This is a genomic window from uncultured Tateyamaria sp. (genome assembly GCF_947494755.1).
Classification (GTDB): Bacteria; Pseudomonadota; Alphaproteobacteria; order Rhodobacterales; family Rhodobacteraceae; genus Tateyamaria.
The window spans coordinates 112,226-128,028 of sequence record NZ_CANLVZ010000007.1 but is presented as its reverse complement, the minus strand read 5'-3'; the positions used below and the strand labels follow the sequence as shown (position 1 = coordinate 128,028).

Here is a 15,803-nt window from a genome sequence, read left to right as displayed (position 1 = left end):
GGACGTGTCGTCCGCCCCGCTTCACAGAGGCGGCAGGCCTGCAACCTGTCGCCCCTCGTCGGTCTTGAGAGAAAAGTCGGTGCCGCGATAGGCATCCCCCGTGGGGCCCATCAATACGCCAATCGCCTGCCCGACCCATTCTGGTGGAATATGCGCGGACCAGTCCAACTGGCTCACCGGGTTAATCCCACTGGCCTTGATGTCGCGCTGCATGTCGGTCGCCACGGTGCCGGGCGACAGGCCCATGACCCGAACGCCATGCTCGCGCGCCTCCTTGTCGGCCACACGGGTCAGCGACAAGACGGCCGCCTTGCTCGCGCAATAGTGGCTCCACCCCTCAAGCGCCGAGGTCGCGGCCCCGGACGAGATGTTGATGATCGTGCCGTGCCCTTGCGCGATCATGTCGGGCAAGGCCGCGCGCAGACCATGATAGACGCCCTTTATGTTCACATCCATCACGCGCCCCCATGCGGCGGGACTACTGTCGGCGATCCGTGCAATGGGGTCGATCAGCCCGGCATTGTTGATCAGCGCATCGACGGGTCCTGCAAAGTCGATTAGTGCCCGGACCTGTTCAAAGTCGCTGACATCACAGGAGAAGGCGCGCCCATTGGTTTCGTCCGCCAGCGCGTTCAGCGCATCGACCGACCGGGCGGCAAGCACCACCTGCGCGCCCTGTTTGGCCAGCACGCGGGCCGTTGCCGCGCCGATGCCTTTGCTGGCCCCGGTGATCACGACTGTCTTTCCGGCGACATGCTTCATGGCTCAACGCCCCCACGTGCAGGGGATGTTGCTGTCGGGCACGCCTGCGCATTGGACGAGGTCGAAATGCAGATCGACATCGACGCTCAGTCCTGTGGGGCTGTCGAGAAAGGCGATGAAGTCCATGCCGTGATCCAGCCGCAGGATCTCGCCTGTCGCCTCAAAGCCTACCACCCGCACTTCGTCATAATCGGGGATGAAATCGGGATAGGTCCGGTCGCGGATCATCTTGAAATCGAGCGTCACGGGCGCGGTTTGTCCCCGCAGGCTCAGATCGCCCGTGAGTTTGCCCGAGGTGGGGGTCAGCATCAGAATATCGGTCGAGGTAAACGTGATCTGCGGGGCGGCCTCGACATCCAGATAGTCGCTGTGGCGCAAGTGGGTGTCGCGCGCCTCGTGGTTGCTGTCGATGCTGGCCGCATCGATGGTGAAGGTGATTTGCGAGTTCTCGGGCGCCTCTTCGTCGATCAGAAAGGTGCCGTCAAAGCTGTTGAAGCGGCCCACGGTGCGGCTGAGGCCCATGTGGTTGATTTCCCACCCGATATGGGCGTGGCCCAGATCGAGAGTCCATTCGGTGGGTGCGGCCTGTGCGGTCGTCGCGGCCATAAGCAGTGCGGCGAGGGGAAGCGTGCGGATCATGGTGATCTCCTGTTGGGGTTGGTGATGCCGGTTGTCTAATCCGTGCAATAAGCGCAAAAAACGGCTTGCATCACATCTAACTCATGCCAAGAATACACGAATGGACACGCAAGCCCTCCGCACCCTGCAACTTGTCGCGCATCACGGCAGCTTTGCCGGGGCCGCCCGTGTGCTGGATGTCGATCCGTCGTCGGTCAGCCGGGTCGTCGCGGGGATCGAGGCACAGTTGGGCCTGCGCCTGTTTCAACGCTCCACCCGGCAACTGTCGCCGACCGAGGCCGGGGCGCTTTATCTGGCGCGCATCGCGCCGCTGCTGGACGAGCTTGATCAGGCGCGAGATGCAGCCGCGCAGGTTGGCACCAAACCATCTGGCCGGGTGCGCCTGACGGCCTCGGTCGCGTTCGGGCACGAGGTGATCGTGCCGCATCTGGCCGACTTGCGCGCTGAATTACCCGAGATAGAGCTGGAACTGGTGCTGAGCGATCAGACCGTCGATCTGGTCGCCGCCCAAGTCGATATAGCTGTGCGGCTGGCCCCCGCGCCCAAGGGCGACCTGATCAGCGCGCGCCTGATGCGCACCCGGTACCGCGTTGTCGCATCCCCTGACTATACGCAAGCGCTTGGATTGATTGATACCCCCGATGCGCTTGCGCAGCGAGACTGCCTGCGCATGACACTGCCCGATTACCGGACCGAATGGCGGTTTCGCAAAGGCGGAGACGAGCGGGTTGTGGGTGTGACGGGGCCGTTGCTGATTTCGAACGCGCTCGCCTTGCGTGCTGCGGCGCGGGCGGGGCTGGGCCCGGCGCTGCTGGCCGATTGGATGGTCGACCGCGATATCGACGCACGGCGGTTGATCGATCTGTTCCCGGATCACGACGTGACCGCGACGACCTATGACACGGGGGCTTGGCTGCTTTATCCGAGCCGGGCCTATCTGCCGACCAAGGTGCGGGCGGTGATCGACTTTCTGCGGGGTCGGATCAGTAGTCGCTGACCAGCAGATGCGTTGGCGCGACATCCTCGGTGATGTCGGAAAAGCGCCCGATGGGCATTTCAAAGATGTTGTCGGTCAGGTCGTCGTTCACGGTCGAGACCTCGTGGATCAGGCAATCGCCCCCTTCGCCCCAGAATGCGTGCCACGTGGTCGGGGTCAGGGTGACGGAGGCGCCAACAGGCAGTTTCAGATGCCCACCCGCAGGCAGGGTCGTGGCCACCCCGTCGCTGATCACGTGCACGTCCGCTTTGCGATCGATCTGCCCCTCGGTGTTGCAGGTGAACAGTTCCAGCACCAGCGTCGCCCCCCCGCGATTGATGATATCCTCGGTCTTGAGCACATGCCGGTGCATGGGCGAGAGTTGATCGCGCCGCGAGATCATCAGCTTTTCCGCATAAAGCATCGCGCCCTGTTGCCCCATCTCGGACAGATCGCCATTGCGCAGGGTGAACAGGAACAGGCCCATTTCGTCGAACCTGCCCTGCCCGTAATCGGTGATGTCCCAGCCAAGGCGTCGGTCGCGGATCATGGCGGCCTTTTCGCTGCGCATCTCGTCCGGGGTCCAGCTTGCAAATGGCGGTGGGGTCCAGCCGTGGCGGGCAAAGAAGTCTGCCCCGTTGGCGAGGATGTCGTTGACGCGGGATCGATCCATTAGTCCAGCTCCTTGGCCCAGGGCGGGTTTGCGCCTGCGCGCGATACTGTCACGGCGGCGGCGTGGGTTGCGAGGGTCAGCATATCGGTCAGGGCGGGCACGTCGAGTGTGTCCACCGCATCCGGCGTCAGCGCGCCTGCCCGGCGCAGTGCGGCAAGGCATCCGGCGTTGAAGGTATCTCCGGCTCCGACCGTGTCGACGACCTGTGCCTTCACCGCCTCGGCTCGGGCCTGCGTGCCGTTATTGAGGTGCGCGGTCGCGCCCTTGCTGCCCTCGGTCAGCAGCAACATGCGGGGGCCCATGCGCAGCACCACCTGCGCCTTGGCAGCCAAGTCGCCCTCCGGCACAAGCCAGCCGATATCATCATCCGACAGCTTCACGATGTCTGCGCGCCCGATCAGCCTGGTCAGCCGCGTGCGATAGCCTGCGTGATCGGACACAAAGCCAGGGCGGATATTCGGGTCTGCCATGATCAGCCGATCGCTTGGTTGCGCGAGCGCGAGGTCCAGCAACGTGTCGGCCACGGGCGGATTGCACAACGATATGCCGCCAAAGAACATCGCCTCGACCGTATCGGGGATTGCGGGAATGTCTGCCGCCTCAATGTCGCGGGTGGCGGTCCCGATATCGTAGAATGAATAGGTCGCCTGGCCCTGATCCAGATGCACCATGGCGAGCGTCGTATTGCGGTCGCTGCGTGCGGCGTGGTCCGTACTGACGTGGCTGTCAATCATGTGCTGTTCGATCTGCGCCCCGAACGGATCGGAGGACAGCCCGGTCACCAGCCCCACCGGTTCGCCCAAGCGCCCAAGCGCCACGGCGGTGTTCAAGACCGCCCCGCCCACATGGGGCACATAGGCCCCGTCAGCATTGGGGATCATATCAATCAGGGCCTCGCCCGCGCACAGGATCATGGTGGTGTCTCACTTAAGGTCAGATCGGCGGGCAGCATATGTTGCACCACCAACTCCGCATTTTTCATATCGTTGTCATTGGCCCGGCGGGCGGCGTCCTGGGCTGTCAACCCGTGGTCCAGCCAGCGTTGTACAAGCCGCGCCTGCAATACCTCGGGTGGTGGCGTCAGCGCAATCGAAAGCGACCAGCGCGTTGCGAGATCGCGCCAAATGGGCGCATCAAACAGCAGGTAATTGCCTTCGACCAGCACCGTGTCGCAGTCCGGTGGCACGTAGCCAGCGCCGGCAATCGCGATGTCGTGAGCCCGGTCAAACAGGGGATAGACGACGCCCTCCGCGCCCTGCAGCGCCTGTATCAGCCGCAGCACGCCAGCCGCGTCAAAGGTCTGCGGCGCGCCTTTCTGCGCGCGCAACCCGCGGGCGTCCAACAGGCGGTTGTCGAGGTGGAAACCGTCCATTGGCACGATCTGCACTGTTTGACCCCCATGCGCCAGATCATCGGCCAGTTGCGCGGCAAACGTCGACTTCCCGCTGCCCGGCGGCCCGACGACGGCGATCAGTCGGCGGTTGGGCCGCAGGGGTGCTGCAAGGATCCGCGCGCAGATTTCGTCGCGTGTCATGTCAGGCTGCAACTTCGGGCTCTGCGGCCCCCGTCATATAGGCGACGGCGTCCGACATGGAGTGGTCCTTGGGGTCGATCACGCAGAGCCGCCGTCCAAGGCGATGCACATGGATGCGATCCGCAATTTCAAACACATGAGGCATGTTGTGGCTGATCAGGATGATCGGAATGCCGCGCGCACGCACGTCCTGAATAAGGTCAAGCACCTTGCGGCTTTCCTTGACACCGAGTGCCGCAGTGGGTTCATCAAGGATCACGACCTTGGACCCAAAGGCGGCGGCGCGGGCCACAGCGACCCCTTGGCGCTGCCCGCCCGACAGGGACTCGACCGCCTGATTGATGTTCTGGATCGTGGCGAGGCCCAGTTCGTTCAGCTTGTCCCGCGCGAATTTCTGCATCGCGGGCTTGTCGAGTTGGCGAAACAGCTTGCCCATGATCCCGGGTTTGCGGATTTCGCGGCCCATGAACATGTTGTCCGCAATCGACAGGGCAGGGGACATCGCGAGGGTCTGATAGACCGTCTCGATCCCTTCGGCCCGCGCTTCGATGGGCGAGCGGAACCTGATCTCGCGCCCCTCGAGCCAGACTTGCCCTTCATCCGGGATCGTGGCCCCCGACACGGCCTTGATCATCGAAGATTTACCGGCCCCGTTGTCCCCGATCACAGCTAGGATTTCACCGGGCATCAGGTCAAAGTCGGCGTGATCAAGGGCCGTGACTTTACCATAGCGTTTCACGAGGCCGCGCGCCTTCAGGATCGGTTCCATTATGCTGATACCTTTCTGATCCACTGGTCGACGGCGACGGCTGCGATGATGAGCGTGCCGATAAGCAGGAAAGTCCATTGCGGGTTGGCCCCCGCCATGCGCAGACCGAGTTCGAACACACCCACGATGAGCGCGCCGAACAGCGCCCCGGCGATGGAACCGCGCCCGCCGAACAGGGAAATGCCCCCGATGACGACGGCGGTGATGGCCTGAATGTTGCCGATGACCCCGGTGGTGGCTGAGGGTGAGATGGAGCCGAACCTCCCGATCATCACCCACCCTGCAAGGCCACAAATCAGACCGGCGGCCATGTAGACGCTCATATAGGTCTTGTGAACGTCGACGCCCGACAGTTCTGCGGCCTCGGGGTCGTCGCCCACCGCATAGACATGCCGCCCCCACGCGGTCGAGCGCAGCGCATAGGCCAATCCGATGAACAGCAGGATCATCAGGATGACCCCAAGGGTAAAGGTGGCCCCGCCGAATTGCAGTTTTGTGCCAAGGAATTGGAGGAAGGCGGCCTCCGCCTCGATATCCTGTGAGCGGATGGTTTCGTTGGCTGAATAAAGGTAGGTGGCCGCGAGCACGATCTGCCACATCCCCAAAGTGACAATGAAGGGCGGCAATTTCATCCGGCTGACAAGCCAGCCGCTGATGGCCCCCAAAGTGGTGCCAACTGTCAGCCCGATGGCGACCGAGATAGCGGGGGGAACGCCATAGGTGAACGAGGCTTTGCCCATCACCACGGTGCACAGCACAGCGATGGCCCCGACGCTAAGGTCGATGCCTGCCGTTAGGATGATAAGCGTTTGTGCCGCTGCGAGCACGCCCACGATCTGCACCTGTTGCAGGATCAGCGTCAGCGCGAAGGGCGAGAAAAAGCGGGATCCGAGCAGGATACCAAACAATGCGACCGAAAAGACCAACACGATGAGCGGCACCAGCGACGGTGTCTGGTGCAGGGTGTGCTGCATCCGTCCGATCAGCCCGGTGCGCGTGTCGGCAAATTCTGCGACGCGCGCATCTGCCGTGGTGGCGGCGGATTCGTAATTGTCCGAATTCGACATCTGGGTCCCCTCCCGAAGGTCAAGAAACGGGGCAGGTGATGGACCTGCCCCGATGAGTTGTGCTGAAGAGCGGGCCTCAGGGCTCCGCTCGTGGCACCCTCAAACGCCCCGCCAGGGCTTTTGCCAGCTTTGCTGGTTCAGGGTGTCACCCCCAGCACCGGTCAGTGCCTTCGGCGACCGAAATGCTTTCGACCCCATCGGCAGGTTTGTCCGTGACGAGGGCCACGCCCGTGTCAAAGAAGTCCTTTCCGTCTGTCGCGGTCGGCTTTTCGCCATCTTCGGCCCATTTCGCAATCGCCTCGATCCCGAGCGAGGCCATCAGCAGCGGATATTGCTGCGATGTGGCCCCGATTACGCCATCAGCGACGTTCTGCACACCGGGGCAGCCGCCATCGACGGACACGATCAGCACGTCATTCTCGCGCCCAATTGCTTTAAGCGCCTCATAGGCCCCCGCAGCGGCAGGTTCGTTGATGGTGTAGACAACGTTGATGAAAGGGTCCTTGGCCAAGAGGTTCTCCATCGCGCGGCGGCCACCTTCCTCGTTACCGGCCGTTACGTCGTTGCCCACGATGCGCTGATCATCCTCGTCGCCCCACTTGCTGGGGTCTTTGACGTCAATGCCAAAGCCGGTCAGAAAGCCCTGGTCACGCAGCACGCCCACAGTGGGTTGGCTGATGGCCAGATCAAGCATGCCGATCTTGGCGTCCGCGGCCGCATCCCCCAGGGTCGCAGCGGCCCATTGACCGATCAACTCACCGGCAAGAAAGTTGTCGGTGGCAAAGGTCATGTCGGCCGCGTCAATCGGCTCGAGCGGTGTGTCGAGCGCGATAACCAGCAGACCGGCATCGCGCGCCTGCTGTACAACAGGCACAATCGAAGCTGTGTCAGAGGCCGTGATCAGGATGCCCTTGGCACCATTGGCGATGCAGGTCTCAATCGCCTGCACTTGGGTTTCATGGTCGCCGTCAATCTTGCCGGCATAGGAATTGAGAGTGATGCCCAACTCTTCGGCTTTGGCCGTCGCGCCTTCGCGCATCTTCACAAAGAACGGGTTGGTGTCAGTTTTGGTGATCAGGCACGCGGAAACGGCGTGACCATCAGCATAGGCAGCGCCACCCATGGCGGAGATGGCAAAAGCAGTGCTCAAAAGCAGTTTTTTCATAGTGTCCTCCCAAAGAATTTTGCGGCAGACGGGCCAAGCCCCTGCCAACAGCCCTTAGGGAAACGCGATTCTGTGAACCTGTCAATTAATAACTCAACTTGATTTATTAATCACAGGCGGCATTATGCTGGTAAGGAGAGATGTCATCGTGACTGCGGATCATGTGCGCAGCCTGTCGGGGGGGATCAACCAGACAGGTGTGCGGGCCTATAACGAGCGGCTGATGCTGTCGGTGTTGCAGCGCAATGGCGCGCTGCCAGGCAGTGATCTGGCCCGTCGCACGGGGCTGTCACCACAGACCGCTTCGGTGATCCTGCGCAAGCTTGAACATGATGGCCTGTTGCGCCGCGGCGCGTCGGTCAAGGGTAAGGTGGGCAAGCCATCTGTTCCTTTTGCGCTGAACCCCGATGGGGTCGTTACCCTTGGCCTCAAGGTGGGACGGCGCAGTGCGGATATGGTGGTGCTCGACATGCTGGGCGATATTCGCCACCAAGTGCGCGTGACCTATGACTATCCGCTGCCCGACACCGTGTTCGGATTTCTGCGCGACGGGTTTGCGACGTTGATCAGTAAGATGTCCGAGGACATGCGCGCTCGGCTGTCCGGTATCGGCATCGCGGCCCCGTTCGAATTGTGGCATTGGCACGAGTTGCTTGGCGCGCCTGCTGATCTGTTTGCCGCATGGAAAGACGCGGATTTTGCTGTCCAAGCCGCGCAGATCACCGGGCTGCCCGTGCACATGGTCAACGACGCAACCGCCGCCTGCCGGGCCGAGCATGTGTTTGGGATCGGGCGGGAATATCGGGACTATGTTTATTTTTACGTTGGTGCATTCATCGGGGGCGGGATCGTTCTGGATCACGCAGTGTTCCAGGGCAATCAGGACAATGCGGGCGCCTTTGGGTCGATGCCCGTGCCCGATTTGCAAAGCCAACCCGCTCAACTGATTGATCTTGCGTCGATCCACGCGCTTGAAGGGCGGTTGGAGCGGGCCGGGCAAGACCCCCGCCAGCTTTGGGCGCAGCCGCAGGACTGGTCTCACCTTGAGAGCCATGTGCAGCCTTGGCTGGAACAGGCCGCCGATGGGCTGGCATGGGCTGTGGTGTCGTCCTGTGCGGTGATGGATTTCGAAGCCGTTGTGATCGACGGCGCGCTGCCTGCTGACATACGGACCCGGCTGGTCGATATGACGCGCACAGCCCTTCAGACCAAAGACATGCGCGGACTGATCGCGCCTGTCACGGTTGCTGGAAATATCGGGGCGGATGCGCGGGGGATCGGCGCAGCGGCTGGGCCAATGATCAGTCAGTTCTTGCTGGGCCGATCATCTGCGCAGATGCCGCGTGCCTGAGATCTGGGCGTAAGGCGGACGTGTTGTCCGCCTTGCCGACTTAGCGATAGTAAAGCGACTGCCCGTTGGAAAACAACTGGACCTTGTCCGGTGCTGCCGTGACCTTGACCGTCTGACCGCGCAGGTTCTGGTGGATGCCCGGCATCTTGGCCAGCACCGCATTTGCCAGACCCTCGGCATGGAAATAGAGGATCGTAACCTCGCCCAACGCTTCGGTGAAATCAACCACACCCTCATAGACGGCGTCATCGCTTGTGGTCACAGTCATGTCCTCTGGACGCACGCCCACATTGACCTTCAAACCCTTGTCCGCATCCGTCGTGGGCACGGCGGATGTCATCATCAATCCGCTATCCATCTTGATCTTGGTCATAGGGCCGGTTTCGACGATCTCACCCGGCAACAGGTTCATCGAAGGGGACCCGATGAACTGTGCCACGAACTCGTTTTCGGGCCGTTCATAAAGCTCAAGGGGGGAGCCCACCTGCGCGATCCCCTTGTTGGCCAGAACCACGATGCGGGTGGCCAGCGTCATCGCTTCGACCTGGTCGTGGGTGACGTAGATCATGGTGCTGTCGGGCATCGACTCTTTCAGCTGCGCGATCTCGATCCGGGTGGCAACGCGCAGGGCCGCATCAAGGTTCGAAAGCGGTTCGTCAAAGAGATAGACCTTGGGATCCCGCACAATCGAGCGGCCAATGGCGACACGCTGACGCTGCCCACCGGACAGTGCCTTGGGCAGGCGGTCCAAGTAGGGTTCCAATTGTAGGATCCGCGCGGCCTTTTCGACGGCGGCGTTGATTTCCTCGTTGGATTTCTTGGCGAGTTTCAGCGCGAACGTCATGTTGTCGCGCACCGTCATGTGCGGATACAGCGCGTAGGACTGGAACACCATGGCGATGCCGCGTTGGGCAGGGGGGACATCATTGACGACCGTGCCGTCGATCTCGAGCGTGCCGTCCGTGATGCTTTCAAGACCTGCAATCATGCGCAGCAGCGTGGACTTGCCGCAGCCTGACGGGCCGACAAAGACGATCAACTCGCCCTTGGTGATGTCAAGATTGATATCCTTGAGTACGTTGACCGTGCCCCCATACGTCTTGCCGACATCTGTGAGTTTTAAATCAGCCATTGTTGTCCCTCCCTAAAGACGCCCGCTGGGTCGGGCGTCGTTCCTTTGTCTCTTACGTTTTCAGCGACAGTGACACTTGCCACGCGCCCAAGTGAAGTTTGCCGTCGATGCCCGGTTGCGTGCTGCCAAGTTCGGCTCCGATTGTCACCCAATTGCCGTCAGGCATATCATGGCTGACCACATCGTCGCTGAGATTGAAGGCACAATAGATCGTCTGATCCCCGTGCGTCCGGGTGAAATGCAGGACCGATCCGGTCGCGGTGACTTTTTCATGCGCGCCCTTGATCAGCGCCGGATGCGTCCGCCGGAAATTCAAAGCCTTGCGGTAGTGGTGCAGCAAGGCGGCAGGATCGTGTTCCTGCACCCCGGCGGCGGCATGCAGATGCTCGGTGCTGATGGGCAGCCAGGGCGTCGCACTGGTAAAGCCCGCGTTCTGGTTCGACGCTTCCCACACCATCGGGGTGCGGCACCCGTCGCGGCCCTTGAACTCGGGCCAGAATTCGACGCCATACGGGTCTTGGAGGTCCTCAAAGGCGACGTCGGCCTCGTTCAGCCCCAATTCCTCGCCTTGATAGAGGCAGACAGAGCCGCGCAGCGACAAAAGCAACGTACACAGGGCCCGCTTGGCAGGATCGCTCAGGTTCCACCGGCTCGCATGACGCACCACGTCGTGATTGGAAAAGGCCCAGCAGGCCCATCCGTCCGATACGTGTTTGTCGACATCGTGCAGCACCTTGGCAAATCGCTCGGCCGTTGGGGCCGTGCCGGACAGAAATTCGAAGGAATAGCACATGTGCACCCGGTCATCGCCTGCAGTGTATTCGCCCATGATCTCGAGCCCGCGCTGCGCTTCGCCCACTTCGCCGACAGCCGTGGTGGCGTCGTACTCATCCAGCACAGCGCGGAAGCGTTCCAGAAAGGTTAGGTTTTCGGGCCGATTCTTGGAATAGACGTGGAGTTGGTGATTGTAGGGGTTCACGCTTGGCGCGATGGTTGCGTCGCGTTGCTCCTTGGGCAGGGCCGGGTTGCTGCGCAATTCCTGATCGTGGACATAGAAGTTGATCGTATCGAGCCGGAACCCGTCCACACCCCGATCCAGCCAGAACCGGACCACATCCAGCAGCGCGTCCTGCACAGCAGGGCAATGAAAGTTCAGATCGGGCTGTTCCACAAGGAAGTTGTGCAGGTAATATTGCTCGCGCCGCGCGTCCCATTGCCACGCTGAGCCGCCGAAAATCGACAACCAATTATTTGGCGGCGTGCCGTCGTCTTTTGGCTCGGCCCAGACAAACCAGTCCGACTTGGGATTGTCGCGGTTGGCCCGGCTTTCAACGAACCACGGGTGCTGGTCCGACGTGTGGGACAGCACCAGATCAATCATCACCCGGACCCCAAGCGAATGGGCCGTTTCCACCATCGCATCGAAATCCGACAGCGTGCCGAACATCGGATCAACGCCGCAATAATCGCTGACGTCGTAGCCGAAGTCTTTCATGGGCGAGGTGAAGAAGGGTGAAATCCAGATCGCGTCGACGCCCAGAGAGGCGACGTAAGGAAGGCGGCTGGTGATCCCGTTCAGATCGCCAATGCCGTCCCCATTGCTGTCCTGAAAGCTGCGGGGGTAGATTTGATAGATCACGGCCCCACGCCACCAGTCTTTGTCCGCCGCAAGGGTCGTGCCCATATCGAAGTCCGCTTTCGTATTCATCTTACGGTCCTAGTTTCCGCAGTTTACTTTACAGAGCCGGCCAGCAGACCGCGCACCAGATACTTTTGCATCGCAAAGAACACGACCAGCGGCACCGCGATCGACACAAAGGCCGCCGTGGCAAGGATTTCCCAGTTGCCTCCGCGTGTGCCCAGAAGGTTCACGATCTGGTCGGTCATCACCGTTGTTTGCCCCGTCGAGTCGATCAGGAACACTTTGGCCACCAGCAGGTCATTCCAAGTCCACAGGAACTGGAAGATCGCGAAGGACGCCAAGGCCGGGAACGACAGTGGGAGGATGATCTTGGTAAAGATCTGGAAGTCCGTCGCCCCGTCCACCTTGGCGTTTTCGATGATGTCCCTAGGCAAGCCCACCATGTAGTTGCGTAAGAGATATATCGCGAGCGGTAAGCCGAACCCCGTATGGGCAAGCCAGGTGCCCAGATACCCCTTGCCGATTCCGATGCCCACATGCAGCGAGAGCAGCGGAATAAGTGCGAGTTGCAGCGGCACAACCAGCAGCCCGACGATGATCGCGATCAGCAGCGCACGCCCCGGAAAGTCCATCCACGCCAGCGCATAGGCTGCAAAGGCCGCCACCACGATCGGGATGACCGTCGCGGGGATCGTCACTGTCAGCGTGTTGAAAAACGCCTTGGTCATATTGTCCCCGGCGGTGCCAGAAAACAGGATGGTCTTGTAGTTTTCGAAGGTGAATTCCGGTGGGGATACCGCCGTCACAAAGGCGCGCTGGCCCCGACCACTGATCTGTTCATCATTACCGGTCCAAACATAGTTGCCTTCGGCATCCACACTGAACGTCTCACCATCACCCAGGTCGGCGACTTCGCCGGGCGCATATGCGCCAATCTCGCGGCTGGATGTGCCCCAGCTTTTGATATCGCCGCCGCCGCCGTTTTCGGCAAAGAAGTTGCCCTCGACAACATAGACGCCGTCGACGTTGCTGCGGTTTTCGTCCGGGTCGGCCACACGGTAGCGTTGGGATTGCTCGGACGGAAACAGCGCCGCCCACCAGCCCGACGATGAGATTTGGTCAGCCGTCCGGAAGGACGAGACCAGCAATCCGACGGTTGGGAAGATCCAAAGCGCGACCAAAAGGACGGTACAGATTTGAACAACCCACCCAAGGGATGATTTGGAACCAGCGATATTGTCCATTATTTCATCTCCTTGCGGGCGTTATAGACGTTCCAGATCAGGATGGGCGACACAAGCAGCATGATGATGATCGCGCTGGCAGACCCAACCCCCCATTCATCGGCGCGGAACAGTTTGTCGTACATGTAGTTGGCCAGAACCTGTGTTTCCCACTGCCCGTTGGACATGGCGAACACGATGTCAAAGACCTTGAGCACGACCAGCGTGATCGTCGTCCAGACCACCACGATGGTGCCCATGATCTGCGGCACTTTGATCTTGAAGAACACCTGCAACGGGTTGGCCCCATCCACGATGGCGGCCTCGATGGTTTCCTCGGGGATGCCGCGCAGGGCGGCGGACAGGATCACCATGGCAAACCCTGTCTGAATCCAGATCAGCACGACCATCAGGAAAAAGCTGTTCCAGAAGGGGATCGTGAGCCAGGTCTGCGGCTCACCGTAAGGAAAGTTAAAGACGAACAGGCCCGCCAGCGATTTTACGGACAGCCACACAAGATAGAGCGCGGCGACGCCGACAAAGAGACGCAAGGGGACAAAGCCGACTCCGCCCCCTTCGTCATTGCGGTTGGCGATGGGCTGAATGAAAATCCAGCCGACATAGGCCACGATGCCCGCGAATGACGCAAGGATCAGCGCAGGCAGCGCCTTGAGGAACAGGAACGACCCAACGCCCCCCTCAAACTGCAACCACACGGCGTTCAGGATGCCGATCTGGTTCTGATCCACGGGGCGTGTGTCATAGACCAGTTTGAAGATCACAGCCGCACCGACGAACGAGATCGCCATGGGCATAAAGATCAGGGATTTCGCGACCGATCCCCATTTGATGCGGTCGGTCAGCTGCGCGGCCAGCAGGCCGAAGGCGGTGGCCGCAGCGGGAACAACGATCAGCCAAAGCATGTTGTTGCTGAGTGCTTCCCAGAATTTCGGTTCAGAGAACATCTGCTGATAGTTTTCAAGACCCACAAACGCACCACCCTGATCCCGGTCTGTCAGCGACAGGCGCAGCGTTTCGAACACCGGATAGGCCAGATACAGGCCAAGGGCGAACAGCGCAGGGAACAGGAACAGCCAGGGCCGGATCATATTGGCGCGGTTGATGTTCTGCCCGGCGTTCGGCCCCTTCGCGGGGAACAGGACTTTGTCCAGAAACTGGTTGGACAGATAGAAATAACCAATACATCCGCCAACGCCGGCGATGATTGTAATTAAACCGAGTAGTGCGGGGTTCATGGCGCGTCTCCCTTGCCAGAGACCTGATGGTCTTTTTACGACCTTGTGGCCTTGTGGTCTTGGACCAGCCCGCGGAATATGCGGGCTGATCGGTCTTTTTCGCGAGTGGTCGCGTTTACTTCAGGGCGTCCCAGCTGGCCTGAATGTCGCTGGCCACAGCCGCAGCGTCTTTGCCGCCGGTGTAGTCAACCATGCCGGTCCAGAACGTCCCTGCACCAACGCCGCCTGGCATCAGGTCGGACCCGTCAAAGCGGAACGTGGTCGCGCCAAGCAGAACGTCACCCAATGCGCGCAGCGTGTCGTCCTTGTAGGCTTCGGTGTTCACACCCTTGTGGGGGGTGAGGAAGCCGGTCTGCGCCATCATGATCTCGTGGCTGAGGGGCAGTTGGAAGAACTCCATCAGCGCGCTTGTGGCGTCGGATGGGTCGGTGATCGCCATCAACGTGCCGCCGCCCAGAACCGGGTTGCCCAAGTCTTTGGACGCGTAGGAGGGGAAGTAGAAGAAGCCGGTGTCGACACCGAATTCAACATCCTCCGGGAAGAACGCGGGCACGAACGAGGCCTGACGGTGCATGTAGCACTGTGGGGGCGACGAGAAGAGACCCTTGGGGCTGTCCCGGAAGTCGGTCGAAGCAACAGCGCCTGCACCGCCAGATACTTTCGCGTCGTCACGGGCAAAGTGGCCGAACTCTTCGATGGCGGCCACAACGCGTGGGTCATCGAACGGGATCTCGTTTGTGGTCCACTGGTCATAGACTTCGGGTTCCACGGTGCGCAGCATCATGTCCTCGACCCAGTCGGTCGCTGGCCAGCCCGTCGCGGCACCTGAACCCAGACCGATGCACCAGGGTGTCTCGCCATCGGCGACGATCTGGTCTGTCAGGGCTTTCAGATCTTCCATGGTTTCGGGAATGTCGTAACCGGCATCCTCGAAGTTCTCGGGGTTGTACCAGACCAACGACTTGACGTTCACATTGTAGAAAAAGCCGTACATCTGGTCGTTGCCGTCGGCATCCGCATAGGTGCCCAGATCAACCCACGACTGACCCGCCGCGTAGTTTTCATTGACCCAGTCCGCGCTGCCGTCGGGCAGGGGGTGCAGCTGGCCCTTGCCAGCCATAACAGCCGCGAGACCGGGCTGCGGGAACACGGCGATGTTTGGGGCCGAACCGGCCTCGGCGTCGATCACGATCTGCTGCTCGAAGCTGTCAGAGCCAGTATAGATCACGTCAGCGCCGGTGGCTTCCTCGAAATAGGCAAGCGCGTTGTTGAGGTATCCGTCCTCAGGTGTCAGCCATGGGCCGAACACTGTGACGGTCTGACCGCTCAGGTCAGGGGCGCCCTCGGCCCACGCATTATAGCTGTCCCAGCTAAAGGGGCCTTCGCCGGGGGCGAACGTCAGGTGGCCGTCAGCATGTGCCGACGCAGCTGTGATAGCCAGTGCGGCTGCACTGGCCAGAAGTGTCTTTGTCATTTTGGTCTTCCTCCCATTCGTGTCCAAGGTCGATCGATGCGTGCACCGTCGCCAGCGCTCTCATGTCAAAGCGCTTTGGAATGGCGCAACGGTCGCTGAAAAAACCCCGTCTGTCAAACGTTGTGCGACTCTGGCGCGTA

15 protein-coding genes are annotated in these 15,803 nt (G+C 61.1%); 2 read left to right on the top strand and 13 right to left on the bottom strand.

Annotated elements, in window-relative coordinates; all coding sequences use genetic code 11:
- Positions 1-21 precede the first annotated feature (21 nt).
- Entirely contained in the window at positions 22-762 is a 741-nt protein-coding gene (locus tag Q0908_RS10865; RefSeq protein ID WP_299283881.1) for an SDR family oxidoreductase, read from the bottom strand.
- A gap of 3 nt (positions 763-765) precedes the next feature.
- Entirely contained in the window at positions 766-1,401 is a 636-nt protein-coding gene (locus Q0908_RS10860; protein WP_299283880.1) for a YceI family protein, read from the bottom strand.
- A gap of 100 nt (positions 1,402-1,501) precedes the next feature.
- Here Q0908_RS10860 and Q0908_RS10855 point away from each other — a divergent pair, with 100 nt between their 5' ends.
- On the top strand, positions 1,502-2,398 hold the full coding sequence (locus Q0908_RS10855) for a LysR family transcriptional regulator (protein ID WP_299283877.1): 897 nt from the start codon (positions 1,502-1,504) through the stop codon (positions 2,396-2,398).
- On the opposite strand, the gene Q0908_RS10850 is transcribed toward Q0908_RS10855, so the two are convergent.
- From Q0908_RS10850 to Q0908_RS10825, 6 genes are all read right to left on the bottom strand, one after another.
- Entirely contained in the window at positions 2,385-3,050 is a 666-nt protein-coding gene (locus tag Q0908_RS10850; protein WP_299283875.1) for a D-lyxose/D-mannose family sugar isomerase, read from the bottom strand. The genes Q0908_RS10855 and Q0908_RS10850 overlap by 14 nt on opposite strands.
- Positions 3,050-3,964: a carbohydrate kinase gene (locus tag Q0908_RS10845; protein ID WP_299283873.1), complete on the bottom strand. Its 915-nt coding sequence runs from the start codon at positions 3,962-3,964 to the stop codon at positions 3,050-3,052. The genes Q0908_RS10850 and Q0908_RS10845 overlap by 1 nt, the downstream gene beginning before the upstream one ends.
- On the bottom strand, positions 3,961-4,584 hold the full coding sequence (locus tag Q0908_RS10840) for a nucleoside/nucleotide kinase family protein (RefSeq protein ID WP_299283872.1): 624 nt from the start codon (positions 4,582-4,584) through the stop codon (positions 3,961-3,963). Before Q0908_RS10840 ends, Q0908_RS10845 begins: the two co-directional genes overlap by 4 nt.
- 1 nt (position 4,585) lies before the next feature.
- Entirely contained in the window at positions 4,586-5,353 is a 768-nt protein-coding gene (locus Q0908_RS10835) for an ATP-binding cassette domain-containing protein (protein ID WP_299283870.1), read from the bottom strand.
- Positions 5,353-6,420, bottom strand: a complete 1,068-nt coding sequence (locus Q0908_RS10830; RefSeq protein WP_299283868.1) for an ABC transporter permease — start codon at positions 6,418-6,420, stop codon at positions 5,353-5,355. Before Q0908_RS10830 ends, Q0908_RS10835 begins: the two co-directional genes overlap by 1 nt.
- Before the next feature lie 145 nt (positions 6,421-6,565).
- Entirely contained in the window at positions 6,566-7,585 is a 1,020-nt protein-coding gene (locus Q0908_RS10825; protein WP_299283866.1) for a sugar ABC transporter substrate-binding protein, read from the bottom strand.
- 148 nt (positions 7,586-7,733) lie between these two features.
- Between Q0908_RS10825 and Q0908_RS10820 the strand changes: the two genes are divergently transcribed.
- Complete coding sequence (locus Q0908_RS10820) at positions 7,734-8,936, top strand: ROK family transcriptional regulator (protein ID WP_299283864.1); 1,203 nt, start codon at positions 7,734-7,736, stop codon at positions 8,934-8,936.
- Positions 8,937-8,976: 40 nt separating this feature from the next.
- On the opposite strand, the gene ugpC is transcribed toward Q0908_RS10820, so the two are convergent.
- The 5 genes from ugpC to Q0908_RS10795 form a co-directional block, all read right to left on the bottom strand.
- Complete coding sequence (ugpC, locus tag Q0908_RS10815) at positions 8,977-10,068, bottom strand: sn-glycerol-3-phosphate ABC transporter ATP-binding protein UgpC (RefSeq protein WP_299283862.1); 1,092 nt, start codon at positions 10,066-10,068, stop codon at positions 8,977-8,979.
- Between the two features lie 52 nt (positions 10,069-10,120).
- Positions 10,121-11,776 carry an alpha-glucosidase gene (locus tag Q0908_RS10810; RefSeq protein WP_299283860.1) on the bottom strand — a complete coding sequence of 552 codons (1,656 nt, stop codon included), beginning with the start codon at positions 11,774-11,776 and terminating at the stop codon, positions 10,121-10,123.
- Positions 11,777-11,799: 23 nt separating this feature from the next.
- Positions 11,800-12,954, bottom strand: a complete 1,155-nt coding sequence (locus Q0908_RS10805) for a carbohydrate ABC transporter permease (protein WP_299283858.1) — start codon at positions 12,952-12,954, stop codon at positions 11,800-11,802.
- Positions 12,954-14,189, bottom strand: coding sequence for a sugar ABC transporter permease (locus Q0908_RS10800; RefSeq protein ID WP_299283856.1), 1,236 nt, complete (start codon positions 14,187-14,189; stop codon positions 12,954-12,956). The genes Q0908_RS10805 and Q0908_RS10800 overlap by 1 nt, the downstream gene beginning before the upstream one ends.
- Before the next feature lie 115 nt (positions 14,190-14,304).
- Positions 14,305-15,663, bottom strand: a complete 1,359-nt coding sequence (locus tag Q0908_RS10795; protein WP_299283853.1) for an ABC transporter substrate-binding protein — start codon at positions 15,661-15,663, stop codon at positions 14,305-14,307.
- Positions 15,664-15,803 lie beyond the last annotated feature (140 nt).

What these genes read in the sequence shown, in the direction of transcription:
- Q0908_RS10800 (WP_299283856.1), bottom strand. Translation starts at nt 14,189, where the DNA reads ATGAACCCCGCACTACTCGGTTTAATTACAATCATCGCCGGCGTTGGC.
- Q0908_RS10855 (WP_299283877.1), top strand. Translation starts at nt 1,502, where the DNA reads ATGGACACGCAAGCCCTCCGCACCCTGCAACTTGTCGCGCATCACGGC.
- Q0908_RS10835 (WP_299283870.1), bottom strand. Translation starts at nt 5,353, where the DNA reads ATGGAACCGATCCTGAAGGCGCGCGGCCTCGTGAAACGCTATGGTAAA.
- Q0908_RS10805 (WP_299283858.1), bottom strand. Translation starts at nt 12,954, where the DNA reads ATGGACAATATCGCTGGTTCCAAATCATCCCTTGGGTGGGTTGTTCAA.
- Q0908_RS10810 (WP_299283860.1), bottom strand. Translation starts at nt 11,776, where the DNA reads ATGAATACGAAAGCGGACTTCGATATGGGCACGACCCTTGCGGCGGAC.
- Q0908_RS10825 (WP_299283866.1), bottom strand. Translation starts at nt 7,585, where the DNA reads ATGAAAAAACTGCTTTTGAGCACTGCTTTTGCCATCTCCGCCATGGGT.
- Q0908_RS10850 (WP_299283875.1), bottom strand. Translation starts at nt 3,050, where the DNA reads ATGGATCGATCCCGCGTCAACGACATCCTCGCCAACGGGGCAGACTTC.
- Q0908_RS10845 (WP_299283873.1), bottom strand. Translation starts at nt 3,964, where the DNA reads ATGATCCTGTGCGCGGGCGAGGCCCTGATTGATATGATCCCCAATGCT.
- Q0908_RS10860 (WP_299283880.1), bottom strand. Translation starts at nt 1,401, where the DNA reads ATGATCCGCACGCTTCCCCTCGCCGCACTGCTTATGGCCGCGACGACC.
- Q0908_RS10865 (WP_299283881.1), bottom strand. Translation starts at nt 762, where the DNA reads ATGAAGCATGTCGCCGGAAAGACAGTCGTGATCACCGGGGCCAGCAAA.
- Q0908_RS10830 (WP_299283868.1), bottom strand. Translation starts at nt 6,420, where the DNA reads ATGTCGAATTCGGACAATTACGAATCCGCCGCCACCACGGCAGATGCG.
- Q0908_RS10795 (WP_299283853.1), bottom strand. Translation starts at nt 15,663, where the DNA reads ATGACAAAGACACTTCTGGCCAGTGCAGCCGCACTGGCTATCACAGCT.
- ugpC (WP_299283862.1), bottom strand. Translation starts at nt 10,068, where the DNA reads ATGGCTGATTTAAAACTCACAGATGTCGGCAAGACGTATGGGGGCACG.
- Q0908_RS10840 (WP_299283872.1), bottom strand. Translation starts at nt 4,584, where the DNA reads ATGACACGCGACGAAATCTGCGCGCGGATCCTTGCAGCACCCCTGCGG.